Consider the following 20,559-nt stretch of genomic DNA (forward strand, 5'->3'; position numbering starts at 1 on the left):
ACCTCACCAACTAGCTAATGCGACGCGGGTCCATCCATAAGTGACAGCCGAAGCCGCCTTTCAATTTCGAACCATGCAGTTCAAAATGTTATCCGGTATTAGCCCCGGTTTCCCGGAGTTATCCCAGTCTTATGGGCAGGTTACCCACGTGTTACTCACCCGTCCGCCGCTAACTTCATAAGAGCAAGCTCTTAATCCATTCGCTCGACTTGCATGTATTAGGCACGCCGCCAGCGTTCATCCTGAGCCAGGATCAAACTCTCCAATAAAGTTAGTTTGTCTAGCATCTAAAAATAAAAATTGACGTTTCACGTTGTTTGTTTCGTTCAGTTTTCAAAGTTCAACATCGCGTTTCAGCGACTTTTATAATATATCATAGTATATTATTTTCGTCAACAAGTTTTTTTCGATAACTTGTATCTCTCATTTGCTGACTCTGCCTATTATATAGACTTTCTCTTCCCTATGCAAGTATTATTATAAAAAAATAAAGAGGGGAAATATCCCCCCTCTTATTCTTCTGAAGAAACCTCTTCGTTCGTTTCTTCCTCATCATCTTTTTGTGCTTTTGCTACTGTCGCTACCTCTTGCTCATCCTCTAATCGAATTAGACGAACACCTTGTGTATTACGTCCCATTTGAGAGATTTGATCAACTGGCATACGAATAATAACACCTGCTGCTGTAATTAACATGATATCTTCTTCACCTGTTACAGATTTAACAGCTACTAATTTACCGTTTTTATCTGTAATATTACAAGTCTTCAGACCTTTACCACCACGGCTTTGTAAGCGATATTCATCAATCGGTGTACGTTTTCCGTAACCATTCTTCGTTACAATTAAAACATTTACATCCTCTTCGACAATTTCCATACCTACAACTTGATCTTCGTCGCCTAATGTAATTGCTTTTACACCAGCCGCATTACGTCCCATAGAACGCACATCTTGCTCGTTAAAGCGAATTAGCATACCGTTGCTTGTTCCTACAATAATATCTTTATCACCAGATGTTAAACGTACAGATATTACTTCATCCTCTTCACGAAGAGAGATTGCAATTAAACCGTTTGTACGTATATTTGCAAATGATGAAAGTGGCGTTCTCTTAGAGATACCTTGTTTTGTTGTGAAGAATAAGAATTCATCGTCACCAAATTCACGAATTGGAATAATGGCGTTAATCCATTCACCCTTATCTACGCCTAATAGGTTAATAATAGGTATACCTTTTGCTGTACGACTATACTCTGGGATTTCATATCCTTTCGTACGGTATACTTTACCCTTATTAGTGAAGAATAGAATGTGATCATGTGTAGAAGTAGTTAATAAATGCTCTACGAAATCATCATCATTTGTGCCCATTCCTTGTACACCACGTCCACCACGGTTCTGTGTTTTGTACGTAGAAGCTGGTAACCTCTTAATATAACCATTATGAGTTAACGTAATAGCGATGTTTTGTTCTGGAATCAAGTCTTCATCTTCAATAGACTCCATTCCACCAATTGTAATTTCTGTGCGTCTCTTATCATTGAAGCGCTCTTTTACTTCAGTTAATTCTTCACGAATAATCTCAAGAACCTTTTCTTCATCCGCTAAGATTGCTTTTAATTCAGCAATTAACTTCATTAATTCTTGATATTCTTGTTCAATTTTTTCGCGTTCTAGTCCTGTTAAGCGTTGCAGACGCATATCTAAAATAGCTTGCGCTTGTTTTTCACTTAAGCCGAAACGTTCCATTAAACCTTGCTTGGCAATTTCCGCTGTTTTCGAACTACGAATTAGCGTAATAACTTCATCAAGATGGTCTAAAGCAATTCGTAACCCTTCTAAAATATGAGCACGTGCTTCTGCTTTTTCTAGTTCATACGCAGTACGTCTACGAATTACTACCTTTTGATGTTCCAAGTAATGATATAAATTTTGTTTTAAGTTCAGTACTTGCGGCTCTCCGTTTACAAGAGACAGCATATTAATACCGAAACTTGTTTGAAGTGCTGTATGTTTATATAAATTATTTAATAGTACATTAGCATTGGCATCACGACGTACTTCCATAACAATACGCATACCATTTCGATCTGATTCATCACGTAAATCTGTAATACCTTCAATTTTCTTATCACGAACTAATTCTGCGATCTTTTCAATTAATCGCGCCTTATTCACTTGATAAGGTAGTTCCGTTACGATAATAGATTGTTTGCCATTTGACTTCTCTTCAATTTCAACTTTAGCGCGAAGTATAATAGAACCGCGTCCTGTTTCATACGCCCTACGAATACCACTTCTTCCTAAAATTAAACCTGCTGTTGGGAAATCTGGTCCTGGAATGCACTCCATTAATTCTGCAATAGTAATATCAGGATTATGACTTAATGCCAATACACCATCAATTACTTCGCCAAGTTGATGCGGCGGAATATTCGTTGCCATACCAACCGCAATTCCTGTCGTACCGTTTACTAGTAAGTTAGGGAAACGCGCTGGCAATACAATCGGCTCTCTTTCAGAACCATCATAGTTATCTTGATAATCAATTGTATTTTTTGAAATATCACGTATTAATTCCATAGAAATCTTAGACATTCTTGCTTCTGTATAACGCATTGCTGCCGCAGAATCTCCATCAACAGATCCAAAGTTACCATGCCCATCAACAAGCATATAACGCTGACTGAAATCTTGGGCCATACGTACCATCGTTTCATAAACAGCTGAATCACCATGCGGGTGATACTTACCAATTACTTCACCGACAATACGTGCTGATTTTTTATACGCTTTATCAGCCGTAATTCCTAAATCATTCATCGCATATAGAACCCTACGATGCACGGGTTTTAATCCATCACGAACATCTGGTAATGCACGAGACACGATAACACTCATTGCGTAATCTAAAAATGAGGTACGCATTTCATGGCTAATATTAATTTCTCGAATTCGTGCTTGTTGTTGATTGTCTGACATCAACGAGCACCTCCTCTTACATTTCCGTTACACATACATTGATTTATATGTAGAAGACAGGAATACTCAGATTCCTGTCATTACTCATTTAAATATCAAGGTTTTTCACGTATTTTGCATTTTCTTGGATAAAGTTACGACGTGGCTCTACTTTATCCCCCATTAAAATTTCAAATGTTTCATCTGCTTCAATTGCATCTTGAAGAGAAACTTGAAGTAATGAACGTACTTCTGGGTCCATTGTTGTCTCCCAAAGCTGAGTTGGATTCATTTCTCCTAGACCTTTATAACGCTGGATTCCAGGTTTAGGTTGTGCTGGTAATTCGGCTAAGATTTTTTCAAGTTCTTTCTCGTTGTAAGCATATTGGATTTTTTTACCTTGTTGTACTTTAAACAGCGGTGGCTGTGCAATATAGATATAACCATGCTCGATAATTTGGCGCATATAACGATAGAAGAACGTTAATAATAGGGTACGAATATGCGCACCATCTACGTCGGCATCCGTCATAATAATAACTTTATGATAACGAGCTTTCTCAATATCAAAATCTCCGCCAATGTTTGTACCAATTGCAGTAATAATTGTACGCACTTCATCGTTAGATAAGATTTTATCTAATCTTGCTTTTTCAACGTTAATAATTTTACCTTTTAGCGGTAAAATGGCCTGGAAATGACGGTCACGCCCTTGCTTTGCTGATCCGCCGGCAGAGTCACCCTCTACAATATAAATTTCGCTAATTGCTGGATCTTTTGAAGAGCAATCTGCTAATTTACCAGGTAAACTTGAAACTTCTAACGCGCTCTTTCGGCGTGTTAATTCACGCGCTTTTTTCGCTGCAACACGTGCACGTGCTGCCATCGTACCTTTTTCCACAATTTTTCGTGCAACGTTTGGATTTTCTAGTAAGAACTTTTCAAATGCCTCTGAAAATACAGACTCTGTAATCGTTCTCGCTTCACTATTCCCAAGTTTCGTCTTCGTTTGTCCTTCAAATTGTGGATTTGGATGTTTAATTGATACAATTGCAGTTAAACCTTCACGAACATCCTCACCAGTTAAATTACTGTCTGCATCTTTTAAAATACTATTTTTACGACCATAATCGTTAATCACACGAGTTAAAGCTGTTTTAAACCCTACTTCATGTGTTCCACCTTCATACGTATGAATGTTATTCGTAAATGAGTAAATGTTATTTGTATATCCTTCGTTATACTGTAAGGAAACCTCAACTTGAATACCATCTTTTGACCCTTCTACATATACAGGTTCTTCATGGATCGGTTGTTTTGAGCGGTTTAAATGCTCAACATATGATTTAATTCCACCTTCGTAATGGAATTCTTTCTTTTGCTTATGTTCACGTTTATCTTCAATTGTTAATTTAATATTACGATTTAAAAATGCTAATTCACGCATACGAGTTGCTAGCGTATCAAATTCGTATACTGTTGTTTCCTGAAAAATTTCTGGATCTGGTTTAAATCGAGTTATTGTTCCTGTTTGATCTGTGTCACCAATGACTTTTAAATCCTCAACCGGAATACCTCTTTCGTATTTCTGGTAATGAATTTTACCTTCACGATGTACAAATACCTCTAGTTCTGTTGATAGAGCATTTACTACAGATGCCCCAACACCGTGCAAACCACCAGAAACTTTATAACCGCCGCCGCCAAATTTACCACCAGCATGAAGAACGGTCATAATAACTTCTACAGCAGGACGTCCCATTTTTTCTTGTATACCAACTGGAATACCACGTCCGTTATCTGTTACACGAATACTATTATCTTCTTCGATACTAACATTAATCTCATCACAATACCCCGCAAGTGCTTCATCAATACTATTATCGACGATTTCCCATACAAGATGGTGAAGTCCTTTTCCACTTGTAGATCCAATATACATACCAGGGCGTTTTCGAACTGCTTCAAGTCCTTCAAGTACCTGTATCTGACTTTCATCATATGAATTTTCTTCCATTTGCTTTTGTTCCATTGACACAAAGATCACCTACTTTTCCATTTAAACAGGGATTACGCCCTATCTATTTCACAATCTACCGTGCCGTTCGTTACATGAATTGTTTTCGCTTCTTTTAATGTTTCGTGTTCAATTCCGTCGACACTCGTCGTTGTCACAAATGTTTGCACTTTTCCTTGAATTGTATTTAACAGATGCGATTGACGATAATCATCTAATTCTGATAATACATCATCTAATAAAAGAATCGGATATTCCTTAACTTCTGAGTAAATCAATTCAATTTCAGCTAATTTTAGGGACAGTGCGGTCGTTCGTTGTTGTCCTTGGGAACCAAAGACTTGAACATTTTTACTATTAACGAAGAATTGTAAATCATCACGATGAGGACCAATTAAAGTCGTACCACGGAAAATTTCACGTTGTTTCACAGATTGAAAACTTTCATAGTATACTTCTTTTATTTTCGACAAATCCATTGATTCTGATACATCTACACTTGGTTTATAGACAATTTCTAATTCTTCTAATCCACGGCTTATACCGCGATGAATTGGAGCTGCCCATTCCTGTAGTAAATGCAAAAACTCAAATCGTTTTTGCAATATTTTTGCACCATGCTCAATAAGTTGAAGTGTAAATACATCCAACATCGTTTCCTCATTCTTACTATTCCCTTGCATCTTTTTCAGCAAGTGATTTCGTTGCGTGAGCACTTTTTGATATTGACTCAATTCATACAAATAGACCGGAGCTATTTGGCCTAATTCCATATCTAAAAAGCGTCTTCTTACTTGAGGGCTTCCTTTTACAAGATTTAAATCTTCTGGGGCAAACATGACAACATTCATCACGCCAATATATTGACTCAATTTTTGTTGTTCAAGTTGATTTAATTTTGCCTTTTTACCTTTTTTCGAAATATTTAATTCCAAAGACAAAGAACTATTTCTCTTTTGTAATTTACCTTTAATTTGACCGAAATCTTCATCCCAACGGATAAGCTCGCGATCATTAGAGGTTCTATGAGATTTCGCCATCGCTAAAACATAAATAGCTTCCATCAAATTCGTTTTCCCTTGCGCATTTTCACCGATAATGACATTTACTTTATCTTCAAAGGAAAGCTCTAACTTTTCATAATTGCGATAGTTTTTTAATTGTATTTCTGAAATAAACAAAGGGCTCCCCCTTTATGCCTGAACTTGGAAACTTCCGCTTCCCGGAATTTCAATAATATCGTTCGCATATAATTTGCGACCTCTTCTATTTTCAAGTTCTTGATTCACGTACACTTCATATTCTTGTAAAAACCATTTTACAGCGCCACCTGTATCAATTACATCGGCTAACTTTAAAAATTGTCCTAGTGTAATATACTCTGTTGAAATTTTAATACGTTTCATAAAATCGCTCACTTTCTGAAAGTGTTCATTCTTTCATTGTACTAAATAAACTAGCATTAGGAAAGTAATACCCAAAAATCAAATAAGGGCTACTAGCATCTGAAAACTAGCAACCCTTATTTCTTACTTAGTAAGTACGAACCGGTAAAATTAATTGAATAATGGACTCATCATTTACTGTACGAATTAAGAATGGTCTCATTGCTCCAGTAAAGCTAATTTTGATTTCAGTACTATCTAAGGCTTTTAGTGCATCCATCATATATTTTGCACTAAAAGATATTTTTAACTCTTCCCCATCTACTTTTTCACATTGAACTTCTTCTACTACTTTCCCGATTTCTGGTGAATTCGAAGAAATTTCTAGCATTTCCTGTTCTAAAGTTGATAATTTTACAACATTATTACGGCCATCTCTTGCTAATAGAGATGCTCGATCAATTGCTTGTAAAAATTCTTTTGTATTTACAAAAATATCTGTTTTACTTTCAGCTGGAATTAAACGAGTTGTATCAGGATAATTCCCTTCTAGTAATCTTGAGAAGAATAATAAATGCTTTGTACGGAATAATACTTGATACTCCGTAATAACGATATCTACCATTTCTTCAGACTCATCTAGAATTTTGCTTAATTCATTTAAGCTTTTGCCTGGAATAACAACATTCGCTTGGAATTCATCTGCAATACCTTCAATTTTTGCTTTTCGAAGAGCTAGCCTGTGACTATCTGTAGCAATACAAGTTAGTTCGCTGTTATATACTTTCCAGTTTACACCTGTCAAGATTGGTCTTGTTTCAGAAGTGGAAACCGCAAATACAGTTTGTCTAATCATATGTTTCAATAAATCTGTTGGAACTTTAAAAACATGATGTTCTTCAATTTGTGGTAACAACGGATATTCAGCAGAATCTAAACCATTTAAATTAAACTCTGATTTTCCAGAAGTTATTTTTGTCATAAAATGATTTTCCACAGAAATTTCGACAGTCTCTTTAGGTAATTTTTTTACAATCTCACTGAAATATTTTGCTTGTAAAACAATACTTCCTGATTGTGCTACTTCTACGATTTCTTTTCCATTCTCTTCAACTGGGATAAATGATTCGATAGAAATATCAGCATCGCTTCCTGTTAATGTAACTCCTTCTTCCGTAGCAACAACTTTAATTCCTGTAAGGATCGGAATTGTTGTACGAGAAGAAACAGCCTTCATTACATCTTGCACACTTCTTACAAGATAGTCTTTTTGTATTGTAAAACGCATAAAGAAAAACCTCCGGTAAGTATAAGATTTTATTTAATTAATAAAGATAAAAAAATAGTAGTAATAGTAATAGGGCTTGTGGATATGTGGATAACCCTGCTGAGAGATGTAAAAACAGTCTATCTACATGTGGATAGACTGTGCGTAAAACAAGGAAAGTTATTCACACTATTCAGCTACTACTTTAAAATATCGTTAATTTCTTCAACTTGCTTTTGTAATTGCGTATCCGTTTTAAGCAGCTTAGAAATTTTTTCATGGGCATGGATAACTGTTGTATGATCACGTCCACCAAACTCTTCACCTATTTTAGGTAAGGAGGAGTCTGTAAGTTCGCGTGATAAATACATTGCAATTTGGCGAGGGAAGGCAACTGATTTTGTTCGCTTTTTCGCCTTGAAATCTTCCAATTTTATTTGGTAAACATCCCCGACAGCTTTTTGGATATCATAAATAGAGATAATTTTTGGTTTAGAATTTGGAATAATATCTTTAAGTGCTTCAGCTGCTAAATCAGCATTAATATCTTTGTTAATTAAAGATGAATAAGCTACAACTCGGATGAGTGCACCTTCTAGTTCACGAATGTTTGAATCAATTTGATTTGCGATATAAAGCATGACCTCATTTGGTATATCAAGTCCTTCAGCCTTTGCTTTTTTACGTAAAATTGCAATTCGTGTTTCTAAATCTGGTGGCGTAATATCCGTAATAAGTCCCCATTCAAAGCGAGAACGAAGACGATCTTCTAAAGTTGGAATTTCTTTTGGTGGCCGATCACTGGAAATTACAATTTGTTTACTTTCTTCGTGTAATGCATTGAATGTATGGAAAAACTCTTCTTGAGTTTGTTCTTTTCCTGCTAAAAATTGAATATCATCTATCAATAAAACATCTACATTACGGTATTTATTACGGAAATCGACCGCTTTATTATCGCGAATAGAATTAATGAATTCATTCGTGAATTTTTCTGATGATAAATATACAACCTTCGCGTTTGGATTATGTTCGATTACATAATGACCAATTGCATGCATTAAATGGGTCTTTCCAAGTCCAACTCCCCCGTAAATAAAGAGGGGATTATATGCTTTAGCTGGCGCTTCGGCTACGGCCAATGAAGCAGCGTGAGCAAAACGGTTACCAGAGCCAATAACAAATGTATCAAACGTATATTTTGGATTTAGCATGCTCTGTGGTAAATGATTAGAATCATCTTGTCCTGAATTTGGTTTAGCAGGAGGAAGATCAATCTCCTCTTCAGCTTGACTTTGGGGAATAATAAAGCGAATAGCTAATTTTGCCCCTGTTAAATCATAAAGTGTTTCCGAAATTAGCTCTGAATAATGAGATTCTAACCAATCACGAGCAAATTCATTTGGAGCTGTAATTGTTAATACGTCTTTCTTTAAGTTATGTGCGGTTGTTGATTTTAACCATGTTTCATAACTGGGTTTACTGACCTTTTTTTCTAGTTCTTTTAAGGCACTGTTCCATAAATCAGAGATGTTTTCCAAAGGTGTCCCTCCTTTACTAAGATGGTAAAAGAATAAGGTTGCGCAACAAATGTACAACCTAAATAAATATAAAATGTATATTTATACGAAACGTATTTTAAAACCTAAAAACGTCGTTTGTATATGAGATATAGTTTTCGACAAAAAAAGTAAATGTGGATAATCATTTACCCACATGTGATTAAAACTGTCCACATGTTATACACAAATTGTGGATAAGATAAAGATGTGGAAAACTTATTCAAAGTGAAAACACAACTATAATATCAAAAAAAAGTAGCTATAGCAATGAAATTAAGAAAGTTATCCACAAAATCAATACCTTGTGGAATAAACTTGTCCACAACACGATATACTGTGTAAAAGTGTGAAAAGAGTTTGTGGATATAAAAAACAAGAAAAAACATTTATCCACAAGGAAATATAGGGTCTGTGAAAAAGTATGTGAATAGGTTCAAAATGAATATTTAATGAAAATTTCTAGAACCATTGACATTTTCCTAGTTGATTAACTATAATTTATAAGACTGTCTTTAACAGATATTCCTCAGGGAGGTGTCATATAATGAAAAGAACTTACCAACCAAATAAACGTAAGCGCAGCAAAGTACATGGTTTCCGCAGCCGTATGAGCACAGCGAACGGACGTAAAGTGCTAGCAGCTCGTCGTCGTAAAGGAAGAAAAGTATTATCTGCGTAGACCACTGATCGTTCAGTGGTCTTTTTTTCTAATAATAGTGAATTTCCGCTGATGAACTACAGGAGTGTCAATTGATATGAAGAAAAAACACCGTATAAAAAAGAATGATGAATTCCAGACGGTTTTTCAAAAAGGAAAATCGAATGCAAATCGTCAGTTTGTTGTCTATCAACTAGATAAAGAAGAACAGCCAAACTTTCGTATTGGCCTTTCTGTCAGCAAGAAAATAGGAAATGCAGTAATGCGTAACCGAATTAAACGTATGATTCGCCAGTCGATCACAGAATTAAAAGATGAGATAGATTCTGGAAAAGATTTTGTTATAATAGCAAGGAAGCCTTGTGCAGAGATGACATATGAAGAAGTAAAGAAAAGCTTAATTCATGTCTTTAAACGCTCTGGTATGAAAAGAATAAAAAAGTAGCGTAAGGAAATGAATTACACTATATACATACCGAAACAAGGAGGAGCAGGCTTTGAAAAAGAAAATAGGTTTACTAGCCATGGTTATTGCATTAATGGCAATTGCTACGGGCTGTAGTGAAGTGAATCAGCCGATTACACCGAAAAGTACTGGAATTTGGAATGAATATTTCGTATACCCGCTTTCTCAGTTAATTACGTATTTTGCCAACTTATTTGGTAGTAATTACGGTTTAGCAATCGTTGTTACAACTCTTATCATTCGTTTTGCATTATTACCATTAATGATTAAACAAACGAAGAGTACGAAAGCAATGCAGGCGTTACAACCAGAAATGGTGAAGTTAAAAGAGAAATATAGTTCGAAAGATCAAGCAACACAGCAAAAATTACAACAAGAAATGATGCAGTTATATCAAAAGAATGGTGTAAATCCATTAGCAGGATGTTTACCAATCTTTGTTCAGATGCCTATTTTATTCGCGTTTTACCATGCGATTATGAGAACATCAGAAATTAGTAAGCATACTTTCCTATGGTTCGACTTAGGACAGGCAGATCCGTTCTATATCTTACCGGTCGTTGCGGCAATCACGACATTTATTCAGCAAAAGCTTGCAATGGCAGGAACAGCTGGTCAAAATCCGCAAATGGCAATGATGATTTGGTTAATGCCAATTATGATTCTAATCTTTGCAATTAACTTCCCAGCTGCATTATCACTTTACTGGGTTGTTGGTAATATCTTTGGTATCGCTCAAATGTACTTGATCAAGGGGCCAGAAATTAAGGCTAGTAAGGCAGGAGGATCAAGCAAGTGAGTGTAATTACTGCTAAAGGACAAACAGTCGAGCTGGCAGTACAAGATGCTTTAAGACAACTAAATGTTTCAAAAGACCGAGTAGATATAAATATTATCGATGAGGGTAAAAGAGGATTCCTAGGTTTATTTTGGAATCGTCCTGCAGTAGTAGAAGTTTTATTGAAGAAAGATCCGATTCAAGAATGTGAAGAATATTTAAAAAATGTTATTCACGATATGGGTGTGGAAGCTGAGATTAGTAAAATTGTAAAAGGGCGCGAAGTAGAATTTACAATTTCTGGCGAAAATATAGGTGTTTTAATTGGGAAAAGAGGAAACACCTTGAATTCTTTACAGTATTTAACAAAACTTGTGGCAAATCGTAATACGAAACAGTATATTGGTATCACACTAGATGCTGAAAATTATCGTAGTAAAAGAAAAGGTACGTTAGAAGCACTTTCTTATCGATTAGCAAAACAAGTAGTAAGTACGAAAAAAAGAGTTGTATTGGAGCCTATGCCATCTTTTGAACGAAAGATTATCCACCAAGCATTATCTAATCATCAAAATATCATTACAACTTCTGAAGGAAAAGAACCACATCGACATGTTGTAATATCTTCCAAGTGACCGGTTACTCAATTGAGTGCCGGTTTTTTTGAGGGGAAAATAGGTGTGGATAACTGAAAAACACTAAACTTATCCACTGTGAATAAGTTTAGTGTTTTTCACATGAGGACATAATAAAATGAGTTATTATTCTTTTGTAGATAGGTTCGTTATGGTATTCTAATAATTTAGTGAAGAAAATAATCATGTTGAAATAGAGATAAATAAGCAAGTGAGGTGAAAGGACATGGAATTTGATACAATTGCCGCGATTTCCACAGCGCTTGGAGAGGGTGCAATTGCCATTGTTCGAGTAAGTGGGGATGATGCGGTTGAAAAAGTTAATCGTATTTTTAAAGGGAAGGATTTAACAGAGGTTCCTTCTCACACAATTCATTATGGTCATATCGTTGATTTAGATACAAATCAGGTTATTGAAGAAGTGATGGTTTCTATTATGCGTGCACCAAGGACTTTTACACGTGAAAATATAGTAGAAATTAACTGTCACGGCGGACTTGTTTCGGTAAATAAAGTGTTACAGCTTATTTTAGCGCAAGGAGTACGATTAGCGGAGCCTGGTGAATTTACGAAACGTGCTTTTTTAAATGGACGTATTGATTTATCACAAGCGGAAGCAGTTATGGATTTAATCCGCGCCAAAACAGACCGTGCAATGAACGTAGCGATTAATCAAATGGAAGGGCGATTATCTAAATTAATTGGCCGTCTGCGTCAGGACATATTAGAAACATTAGCTCATGTTGAGGTAAATATAGATTACCCGGAATATGATGATGTGGAAGAAATGACACATAATATTTTAATTGAGAAAGCTACACATGTTCGTGCTGAAATTGCAAAAATATTAGAAACATCGAAGCAAGGGAAGATTTTACGTGAAGGTATTGCTACTGCAATCATTGGTAGACCTAACGTTGGGAAATCATCGCTATTAAATAGTCTCGTTCAGGAGAAAAAGGCAATTGTAACTGATATTGCAGGAACAACTCGTGATGTTATTGAAGAGTACGTTAATGTGCGTGGTGTACCACTTAAACTTATAGATACAGCCGGAATTCGTGAAACAGAGGATGTTGTGGAACGAATTGGCGTAGAGCGTTCAAAAGAAATGATGAGTCAAGCTGATTTAGTGCTAGTTGTCGTTAATTATAGCGAAGCTTTAACGAATGAGGATGAAGATCTATTCCGTGCCGTACAAGGAAAAGATTTCATTGTTATTGTAAATAAGACAGATTTATCGCAAGTAATTGATATGGAACGTGTTACAGAATTGGCAGCGGGAAATCGTGTTATTACAACGTCGTTAATTGAGGAACAAGGAATAGATGAACTTGAAAAAGCAATTGCTGATTTATTCTTTGAAGGAACAATTGATTCGGCAGATGTAACATATGTTTCTAACGCAAGACATATTGGATTATTAACACAAGCAGGAAAAACAATTGGAGATGCAATTGAGGCGATAGAAAATGGTGTTCCAATTGATATGGTGCAAATTGATTTAACAAGAACGTGGGAAATACTTGGTGAAATTACTGGTGATACAGTTCATGAAAGCCTAATTGACCAGTTGTTCTCTCAATTTTGTTTAGGAAAATAATATAGTGATGTTTCAGAAAGATAGAGATTATTAGGAGGAATAAACAATGGGATACAATGCCGGTTCTTACGATGTCATAGTAATCGGTGCAGGTCATGCAGGATGTGAAGCTGGTCTTGCGGCAGCACGAATGGGCTCCAAAACATTAATGTTAACAATTAATTTAGATATGGTAGCGTTTATGCCATGTAACCCTTCTGTTGGTGGACCAGCAAAAGGGATTGTTGTTCGTGAAATTGATGCCTTAGGCGGAGAAATGGGACGCAACATCGATAAAACACATATTCAAATGCGTATGTTAAATACGGGTAAAGGGCCAGCTGTACGCGCACTTCGAGCACAAGCAGATAAGTTCGCTTACCAGCATGAATTAAAGAAAACAATTGAAGAAACACCAAACTTAACGTTGTTCCAAGGAATGGTAGAGCGTTTAATCATTGAAGATGGCGAATGTAAAGGAGTAATTACGCAAGCTGGGGCTGAATATACAGCAAAAACAGTTGTAATTACGACTGGTACGTTTTTACGCGGCGAGATTATTATGGGAGAGTTAAAATATTCGAGCGGTCCGAATAATCAACAACCATCTATTACTTTATCGGAACATTTAGAGGAGCTTGGATTTGATCTTGTTAGATTCAAAACAGGTACACCTCCGCGTGTAAATAGTAATACGATTGATTATAGTAAAACAGAAATTCAGCCAGGTGATGATAAACCAAGATCTTTCTCTTTTGAAACGACAAAATTTATTATGGATCAAATTCCATGTTGGTTAACGTATACAAGTACGGAAACACATCGTTTAATAGATGAAAACTTACATCGCTCAGCTATGTATTCTGGTATGATTAAGGGAACCGGGCCTAGATATTGTCCGTCAATTGAGGACAAAGTAGTAAGGTTTAATGATAAACCACGTCATCAAATTTTCTTAGAGCCAGAAGGACGTAACACACAAGAAGTGTACGTACAAGGTTTATCTACAAGCTTACCAGAAGACGTACAGCGTGATATGCTTAGAACAATACCTGGTCTAGAAAATGTTGAAATGATGCGTACAGGTTATGCAATTGAATATGATGCAATTGTGCCAACGCAACTATGGCCAACACTTGAAACAAAAAAAATTAAAAATTTATATACAGCAGGACAAATTAACGGAACTTCTGGTTACGAAGAGGCAGCAGGACAAGGGCTTATGGCTGGAATTAATGCAGCATGTCGTTCTTTAGGTAAAAAAGAAGTTATTTTAGGTCGTGAGGATGCTTATATCGGTGTTCTAATTGATGATCTTGTAACGAAAGGGACGAATGAACCATATCGTTTATTAACGTCTCGTGCAGAATATCGTCTATTATTACGCCACGATAATGCAGATCTTCGTTTAACTGAAGTTGGTCGTGAAATTGGATTAATTAAAGAAGATCGCTATGAGCGATTTACAAATAAAAAATTACAAATTGAACAGGAAAAGGAACGTTTAAGCAGCATTATTATTAAACCACGTCCTGAAGTTCAAGAATTAATTCGCAGTATTGGTGGAAGTGAATTAAAAGATGGAATACGTGCAAGTGACTTATTACGTCGTCCGGAGATGACATATGAGCATATTCATCTTTTAGTACCAAGTGAAGTAGAATTAAGTGATGAAGTTACAGAACAAGTTGAAATTCAGATTAAGTACGAAGGCTATATCGAAAAATCTTTACAGCAAGTAGAGCGTATGAAGAAAATGGAAAACAAAAAAATCCCTGAGGATATTGATTATGACGCAATTTCTAGTCTTGCCTCTGAAGCTAGACAGAAATTGAAAGATGTTCGTCCGCTATCAATGGGGCAGGCTTCACGTATTTCTGGTGTAAATCCAGCGGATATTTCCATTTTACTTGTGTATATCGAACAAGGAAAAGTTGCGCGAGTATCGAACCAATAAATAGTAAGGAGATATTGTTAGATGAACATAGAACAATTTCAATCTATGCTAGAAGAGAAGGGTATCACCCTCTCTTCTAGACAGTTAGAGCAGTTCGAAATCTACTTCGAAACATTAGTAGAGTGGAATGAAAAAATGAACTTAACGGCTATTACGGAGAAAGAGGAAGTATATTTAAAACACTTTTTTGATTCCATTACAGCTGCTTTTTACTATGATTTTTCAAAGCCATTCTCAATTTGTGATGTTGGCGCAGGAGCTGGATTCCCAAGTATTCCTTTAAAAATCTGTTTCCCGCACTTAAAGGTGACAATTGTAGACTCACTACAAAAACGTATCAATTTCTTAAATCATTTAGCACAAAAGTTAGAATTAAGTGACGTTGCATTTTGTCACGATCGTGCTGAAACATTTGGCAAAAAAGAAGGTGTACGTGAATCGTACGATATTGTAATGGCACGTGCAGTTGCGCGTCTTTCAGTATTAAGCGAGCTATGTTTACCACTTGTAAAAGTTGGGGGAACATTTATTGCAATGAAAGGTGCCGCAGCAAACGAAGAAATTGAAAATGGCAAGTATGCTTTAGAGGTGCTAGGCGGAGATTTAAAAGAAATGTCTACGTTCCAATTACCGTTTGAAGAAAGTGAACGTAATATTTTATTAATCGAGAAAAAACGCAAGACACCAAAGAAATATCCACGCAAACCAGGAACACCCAATAAATTACCTATTGAAAAATAAATCTTATTAGACGTAAGATTAAATTATATAAATGAAAACGTAAATGTTTCATAGGAAACATTTTATGGAGAATAGTCAATAGGCCTAAAAGGTGGTGGAATATGTATGAAAAATACGTTTTCTCGTTTATTTGGCTTTGGAGATAAAGAGAGCGAATTCGAATTACAAGACGAAAGCCATGAAGAAATAGATAAAAAGGTATATGAAGAAATACAAGAAATTCCGATAGTAAATATTACCCCTAACCGTTATCAACCACGAACAGTTTTTGATGATGCGCGTATCGAGGAACTAGCATTAACGATTCGTACACATGGACTTATTCAGCCAATTGTTGTGAGGCAATATGAGGATGATAAGTACGAGATTATTGCTGGAGAAAGGCGTTTCCGTGCTGCAACAAAGTTAGGGTGGGAAAAGGTTCCTGCAATTATAAAGAACTTAAATGATACAGAAACAGCTTCTGTAGCTTTAATTGAAAACTTGCAACGTGAGGAACTAACAGCAATCGAGGAAGCTGTGGCATATCAAAAGCTAATTGAGTTACATAATTTAACACAAGAAGCATTGGCACAACGACTTGGAAAAGGACAATCCACAATCGCAAATAAGTTGCGATTGTTAAAGTTGCCTGAAGAAATAAAAAATGCGCTATTAGAAAAAAGCATTACAGAACGCCATGCCCGCGCGCTTATTCCTTTAAAGAATGAGGAATTACAACTGAAGGTTTTACAGGAAATTGTGGAGAAACAACTGAATGTAAAGCAAACAGAGGAACGAATTTCGAAATTACTAGAGGAAGCAAAACCGAAGCGTAAGGCAAAGCAAAAAGCAGTAAGTCGAGATACAAGAATTGCCATGAATACAATTAGGCAGTCATTACAAATGGTTGCTGACAGTGGTTTAAATGTGAATTCTGAGGAAGAGGAATTTGATGAGTACTATCAAATTACAATCCAAATTCCGAAGAAGAAATAATAATGGCGTGTTAGAGACCTGATCCTATTGGATAGGTCTCTTTTACTATATTTTCTTATTAGAGGAAGAAGGAGTTTACAAATAAATTTTGAAGTTTAATAAGGACGTAAAAGAAAAACTTTTATTTCATGTTACAATAAACGTAATTGTTACTAGAATAAGATAGAAAGGTTGAAAGTAGGTGACATCATGGGAAAAATCATTGCTATTGCCAATCAAAAAGGTGGCGTTGGAAAAACAACAACATCTGTTAATTTAGGGGCTGGATTGGCGCAAGTAGGTAAAAAAGTCCTTCTTGTAGATATTGACGCTCAAGGAAATGCAACGACTGGTGTGGGAATTGAAAAATCTGAATTAGATCAATGTATTTACAATGTTCTTGTGGAAGATGCAGATGTTCAAGGGGTTATACGTAAAACCGCAACTGAAAACTTAGATGTTCTACCCGCTACAATTCAATTGGCAGGTGCTGAAATTGAATTGGTACCGACTATTTCCCGGGAAGTACGTTTGCAAAGGGCATTACAGCCAATTTGTGATGAATACGATTATATTATTATCGACTGTCCCCCATCTTTAGGGTTATTAACAATTAATGCATTAACAGCAGCAGACTCTGTTATTATTCCTGTTCAATGCGAATATTACGCACTAGAAGGGTTAAGTCAGCTATTAAATACAGTTCGACTTGTGCAAAAGCACTTAAATAAAAATCTAGCAATCCAAGGTGTATTGCTAACAATGTTAGATGCCCGTACAAATTTAGGGATTCAGGTTATAGATGAAGTGAAAAAATACTTTAGAGATAAAGTATACCGTTCGATTATTCCTCGTAATGTTCGTTTAAGTGAGGCACCAAGTCACGGGAAACCAATTATGCAGTATGACGCTAAATCAAGAGGGGCAGAAGTATATATAGATTTAGCAGAGGAAGTGATTGCAGGTGGCTAAAGGATTAGGAAGAGGAATCAATGTGTTTTTTCCTGATTTAGATGTGAAAGAAGAAGAGACAATTCAGGAGATTGCGATAACTGAATTAAGACCGAATCCATATCAACCACGTAAACACTTTAATAAAGAGGCGATTCAAGAATTATCGGCTTCTATTAAAGAGCACGGCATATTACAACCGTTAATTGCTAGAAAGAGTATTAAAGGATATGAAATTGTTGCAGGTGAAAGAAGGTATCGTGCTGCTAAAGAGGCTGGACTAGAAAAGGTACCTGCTGTTGTAAGACAATTAAGTGAACAGCAAATGATGGAATTTGCACTGCTTGAAAACTTACAACGAGAAGATTTAAATCCAATGGAAGAAGCAATGGCATATCAAATGTTAATGAATGAGCTAAATGTAACGCAAGAACAATTAGCAAAACGTCTTGGTAAGAGCAGACCTTACATTGCAAACTATACGCGGTTATTAAGCCTCCCTTCTTTTGTGCAAGATATGATTGCAAATGGTCAACTTTCAATGGCTCATGGGCGAACTTTACTTACGATAAAAGATGAAGAACAATTGAAATCTTTACTGAAACGAATTGAAAAAGAAGGATTAAATGTTCGTCAATTAGAGAAAATTGTTCAGGAGATTAATCAACACGTTTCACGTGAAACAAAACAAGTGAAAAAAGAGAGAAATATATTTTTTGTAGAACGCGAAACGTTTTTAAGAGAAAAGTTTGGCACAGATGTGAAAATTAAAGAAACGAAAAAAGAAAAAGGTAAAATCGAAATTGAATTTTTCAATAAAGAGGATTTAAATCGTATTTTAGAATTATTAGCGCAGAAAAACTAAAAAGCAAACCATCTTATTATTTATAGATGGTTTGCTTTTTTTAATACAGATAATTTTTGATCTGTTTCTTTTATACTTTGTGCAATTACATCAGCCATTTTCATGACTAAACTTAATCTTGTATTTTGCAGGACGAAAAACTCCATAAAACCGTTTAGATTTACAATGCCATGAATATGTAAATCACCAACTGCAGGTAATTTCTTATTCATTGCAGCTCCAGGTTTACTAGGCCCCATTCCGGTAGTGATAGAACCGATACTTTGAGATTTTCCTAAACAGGCATCAACCGCAATTATAAATGAGGTAGGATTATCTTTCTGTATATTCTGAATTCTCTCTTCTAAATTTAGTGCATGGACTGGCTCATCTAGTGTGCCGAACACTTGGAAGTTTGTAATTCCTACTTGTTCTAGTTTCGTACCGACTAACGGACCAAGCGCATCACCTGTAGAACGATCTGTTCCGATACAAACGAGAATAATTGGTATATGGGTTTTAATAGGGATGTGGGAAAGTAAGAAGTTACTAATTGTCTCGGAGGCTTCTAAATCTTGGTGCATAACATTTTGAGTTTCTTTTTCGAAAAAAGGTAAGCGAAAACTTCCAATATTCATGAAGCACCCATCCTTTTAATAAATTTTCAAAATATGTTATATGGTGAGTAAAATGGAAAGCTATAAGTGCGTACTTGCTGTAAAATTTAAGTGAAAACGGAAATAATAGTACTAGTATATATATATTCGTTCCATTTTATACCTGCATGGGAGTTAACAAATGCAATTAAAGTCATAAAAATTTTTCAGCAATTAGGAGACTTCTGATACAATAAGAAGGATAACTAAAAAGAAATTTTGGCTGGAGAGGTAGAGGTACATGGATTTATTAACGAAGTGGTTTAATTCTACGAAACAGTATTTATTAGATGCTGATCGTTGGGCAGATATTGGAATTGCGACATTAAAAATATGTATCATTTTAATAATTGGCGCAGTTGTAGTGAGAATTGCAAGAGCGGTTGTACGAAATGCGTTTCGCATGGGAAGTCGTTCTCCAATTCAAATTTCAGAACGTCGTACAGTTACAGTAGCAAAGTTACTTGAGAATATCGTGGCATACGTTGTTATGTTCATTATGTTAATTGCAATTTTAGGTGTGTTTGATATTAATGCATCTGGTTTATTAGCGGGTGCCGGGGTAATTGGTTTGGCAGTCGGGTTTGGTGCACAAAGTTTAGTGAAAGATGTTATTACAGGGTTATTTATCTTGCTAGAAGATCAATTTTCAGTAGGTGACTATGTAAAAATTGCTCAGTTTGAAGGAGTCGTTTTAGAAATTGGACTTCGTACAACGAAAGTAAAGAGTTGGACAGGCGAAATTCATACTTTACCAAATGGAAGTATCATTCAAGTTACGAACTACTCAGTTAGTAATAGTGTAGCATTTGTTGATGTATCTATTTCGTATGAGGCTGACATAGCGAAAGCAGAGCAAGTCATTGAAGAGTTATTAGAAGAATTACCTGCACAGTATGCACAAATGGTAACAACGCCTCAGTTATTAGGTGTGCAAACATTGGCTGCATCAGAAGTTATATTACGCGTTATCGCGGAAGTAGAGCCAATGCAACACGCAGTTATTGCAAGAGCGCTTCGTAAGGAAATTAAAAATCGTCTAGATTTACATGGTATTGAAATTCCATATCCACGTATGGTTTTATATAATCGTGAAGAATTGGTGAGTGGAAAAGCAATTTAGTATAGAGAGGGGTTTGG

The 20,559-nt window shown here is 35.8% G+C and carries 18 protein-coding genes and 1 rRNA gene; 11 read left to right on the top strand and 8 right to left on the bottom strand.

Features of this window, described 5'->3' with window-relative positions; all coding sequences use genetic code 11:
* The 7 genes from AC3WTI_RS18795 to dnaA all read right to left on the bottom strand — a co-directional run.
* A 16S ribosomal RNA gene (locus AC3WTI_RS18795) occupies nucleotides 1–269 on the bottom strand; the annotation flags it as partial.
* A 243-nt stretch (nucleotides 270–512) separates the two neighbouring features.
* Nucleotides 513–2,984, bottom strand: coding sequence for a DNA gyrase subunit A (gene gyrA, locus AC3WTI_RS18800; protein WP_087959063.1), 2,472 nt, complete (start codon nucleotides 2,982–2,984; stop codon nucleotides 513–515).
* An 88-nt stretch (nucleotides 2,985–3,072) separates the two neighbouring features.
* Nucleotides 3,073–4,995, bottom strand: a complete 1,923-nt coding sequence (gyrB, locus tag AC3WTI_RS18805) for a DNA topoisomerase (ATP-hydrolyzing) subunit B (RefSeq protein ID WP_087959064.1) — start codon at nucleotides 4,993–4,995, stop codon at nucleotides 3,073–3,075.
* A gap of 38 nt (nucleotides 4,996–5,033) precedes the next feature.
* On the bottom strand, nucleotides 5,034–6,161 hold the full coding sequence (gene recF / locus AC3WTI_RS18810; RefSeq protein ID WP_048527915.1) for a DNA replication/repair protein RecF: 1,128 nt from the start codon (nucleotides 6,159–6,161) through the stop codon (nucleotides 5,034–5,036).
* 12 nt (nucleotides 6,162–6,173) lie between these two features.
* Entirely contained in the window at nucleotides 6,174–6,386 is a 213-nt protein-coding gene (yaaA, locus tag AC3WTI_RS18815) for a S4 domain-containing protein YaaA (RefSeq protein ID WP_000821366.1), read from the bottom strand.
* A 127-nt stretch (nucleotides 6,387–6,513) separates the two neighbouring features.
* Nucleotides 6,514–7,653, bottom strand: coding sequence for a DNA polymerase III subunit beta (dnaN, locus tag AC3WTI_RS18820; RefSeq protein WP_087959065.1), 1,140 nt, complete (start codon nucleotides 7,651–7,653; stop codon nucleotides 6,514–6,516).
* Between the two features lie 179 nt (nucleotides 7,654–7,832).
* Nucleotides 7,833–9,173, bottom strand: coding sequence for a chromosomal replication initiator protein DnaA (dnaA, locus tag AC3WTI_RS18825; protein ID WP_087959066.1), 1,341 nt, complete (start codon nucleotides 9,171–9,173; stop codon nucleotides 7,833–7,835).
* 565 nt (nucleotides 9,174–9,738) lie between these two features.
* Here dnaA and rpmH point away from each other — a divergent pair.
* The 10 genes from rpmH to spo0J all read left to right on the top strand — a co-directional run bounded on the left by rpmH (nucleotide 9,739) and on the right by spo0J (nucleotide 18,784).
* Nucleotides 9,739–9,873: a 50S ribosomal protein L34 gene (rpmH, locus tag AC3WTI_RS18830; RefSeq protein WP_000831901.1), complete on the top strand. Its 135-nt coding sequence runs from the start codon at nucleotides 9,739–9,741 to the stop codon at nucleotides 9,871–9,873.
* 76 nt (nucleotides 9,874–9,949) lie between these two features.
* Nucleotides 9,950–10,297 carry a ribonuclease P protein component gene (rnpA, locus tag AC3WTI_RS18835; protein WP_048527918.1) on the top strand — a complete coding sequence of 116 codons (348 nt, stop codon included), beginning with the start codon at nucleotides 9,950–9,952 and terminating at the stop codon, nucleotides 10,295–10,297.
* A 52-nt stretch (nucleotides 10,298–10,349) separates the two neighbouring features.
* Entirely contained in the window at nucleotides 10,350–11,117 is a 768-nt protein-coding gene (gene spoIIIJ / locus AC3WTI_RS18840; protein ID WP_087959067.1) for a YidC family membrane integrase SpoIIIJ, read from the top strand.
* On the top strand, nucleotides 11,114–11,731 hold the full coding sequence (gene jag / locus AC3WTI_RS18845) for an RNA-binding cell elongation regulator Jag/EloR (RefSeq protein WP_087959068.1): 618 nt from the start codon (nucleotides 11,114–11,116) through the stop codon (nucleotides 11,729–11,731). The genes spoIIIJ and jag overlap by 4 nt, the downstream gene beginning before the upstream one ends.
* 226 nt (nucleotides 11,732–11,957) lie before the next feature.
* Nucleotides 11,958–13,334, top strand: a complete 1,377-nt coding sequence (gene mnmE, locus AC3WTI_RS18850) for a tRNA uridine-5-carboxymethylaminomethyl(34) synthesis GTPase MnmE (protein ID WP_087959069.1) — start codon at nucleotides 11,958–11,960, stop codon at nucleotides 13,332–13,334.
* A gap of 46 nt (nucleotides 13,335–13,380) precedes the next feature.
* Nucleotides 13,381–15,270 (top strand): tRNA uridine-5-carboxymethylaminomethyl(34) synthesis enzyme MnmG, encoded by a 1,890-nt coding sequence (gene mnmG, locus AC3WTI_RS18855; RefSeq protein ID WP_097841581.1) that lies wholly within the window; start codon nucleotides 13,381–13,383, stop codon nucleotides 15,268–15,270.
* Nucleotides 15,271–15,291: 21 nt separating this feature from the next.
* Entirely contained in the window at nucleotides 15,292–16,011 is a 720-nt protein-coding gene (gene rsmG / locus AC3WTI_RS18860) for a 16S rRNA (guanine(527)-N(7))-methyltransferase RsmG (protein WP_001019622.1), read from the top strand.
* A gap of 105 nt (nucleotides 16,012–16,116) precedes the next feature.
* Complete coding sequence (gene noc / locus AC3WTI_RS18865) at nucleotides 16,117–16,989, top strand: nucleoid occlusion protein (RefSeq protein ID WP_071758540.1); 873 nt, start codon at nucleotides 16,117–16,119, stop codon at nucleotides 16,987–16,989.
* Nucleotides 16,990–17,178: 189 nt separating this feature from the next.
* Nucleotides 17,179–17,940, top strand: a complete 762-nt coding sequence (gene soj, locus AC3WTI_RS18870) for a sporulation initiation inhibitor protein Soj (protein ID WP_097841582.1) — start codon at nucleotides 17,179–17,181, stop codon at nucleotides 17,938–17,940.
* The gene (spo0J, locus tag AC3WTI_RS18875) at nucleotides 17,933–18,784 is read left to right on the top strand and encodes a stage 0 sporulation protein Spo0J (RefSeq protein ID WP_087959071.1); all 852 of its coding nucleotides are present in this window, start codon (nucleotides 17,933–17,935) and stop codon (nucleotides 18,782–18,784) included. The genes soj and spo0J overlap by 8 nt, the downstream gene beginning before the upstream one ends.
* A gap of 20 nt (nucleotides 18,785–18,804) precedes the next feature.
* Here spo0J and yyaC read toward each other — a convergent pair whose 3' ends face one another.
* On the bottom strand, nucleotides 18,805–19,401 hold the full coding sequence (gene yyaC / locus AC3WTI_RS18880; protein WP_001020731.1) for a spore protease YyaC: 597 nt from the start codon (nucleotides 19,399–19,401) through the stop codon (nucleotides 18,805–18,807).
* A gap of 259 nt (nucleotides 19,402–19,660) precedes the next feature.
* Between yyaC and AC3WTI_RS18885 the strand changes: the two genes are divergently transcribed.
* Nucleotides 19,661–20,542 carry a mechanosensitive ion channel family protein gene (locus tag AC3WTI_RS18885; protein WP_087959072.1) on the top strand — a complete coding sequence of 294 codons (882 nt, stop codon included), beginning with the start codon at nucleotides 19,661–19,663 and terminating at the stop codon, nucleotides 20,540–20,542.
* The last annotated feature ends 17 nt before the right edge of the window (nucleotides 20,543–20,559 follow it).

The sequence above is a fragment of the Bacillus sp. EB106-02-03-XG38 genome (assembly GCF_058792175.1).

Excerpts from the sequence above, each read along its gene's own strand:
- gyrA (WP_087959063.1), bottom strand. The coding sequence starts at position 2,984 with ATGTCAGACAATCAACAACAAGCACGAATTCGAGAAATTAATATTAGC.
- gyrB (WP_087959064.1), bottom strand. The coding sequence starts at position 4,995 with ATGGAACAAAAGCAAATGGAAGAAAATTCATATGATGAAAGTCAGATA.
- yaaA (WP_000821366.1), bottom strand. The coding sequence starts at position 6,386 with ATGAAACGTATTAAAATTTCAACAGAGTATATTACACTAGGACAATTT.
- dnaN (WP_087959065.1), bottom strand. The coding sequence starts at position 7,653 with ATGCGTTTTACAATACAAAAAGACTATCTTGTAAGAAGTGTGCAAGAT.
- rpmH (WP_000831901.1), top strand. The coding sequence starts at position 9,739 with ATGAAAAGAACTTACCAACCAAATAAACGTAAGCGCAGCAAAGTACAT.
- rnpA (WP_048527918.1), top strand. The coding sequence starts at position 9,950 with ATGAAGAAAAAACACCGTATAAAAAAGAATGATGAATTCCAGACGGTT.
- mnmE (WP_087959069.1), top strand. The coding sequence starts at position 11,958 with ATGGAATTTGATACAATTGCCGCGATTTCCACAGCGCTTGGAGAGGGT.
- mnmG (WP_097841581.1), top strand. The coding sequence starts at position 13,381 with ATGGGATACAATGCCGGTTCTTACGATGTCATAGTAATCGGTGCAGGT.
- rsmG (WP_001019622.1), top strand. The coding sequence starts at position 15,292 with ATGAACATAGAACAATTTCAATCTATGCTAGAAGAGAAGGGTATCACC.
- noc (WP_071758540.1), top strand. The coding sequence starts at position 16,117 with ATGAAAAATACGTTTTCTCGTTTATTTGGCTTTGGAGATAAAGAGAGC.
- soj (WP_097841582.1), top strand. The coding sequence starts at position 17,179 with ATGGGAAAAATCATTGCTATTGCCAATCAAAAAGGTGGCGTTGGAAAA.
- yyaC (WP_001020731.1), bottom strand. The coding sequence starts at position 19,401 with ATGAATATTGGAAGTTTTCGCTTACCTTTTTTCGAAAAAGAAACTCAA.
- AC3WTI_RS18885 (WP_087959072.1), top strand. The coding sequence starts at position 19,661 with ATGGATTTATTAACGAAGTGGTTTAATTCTACGAAACAGTATTTATTA.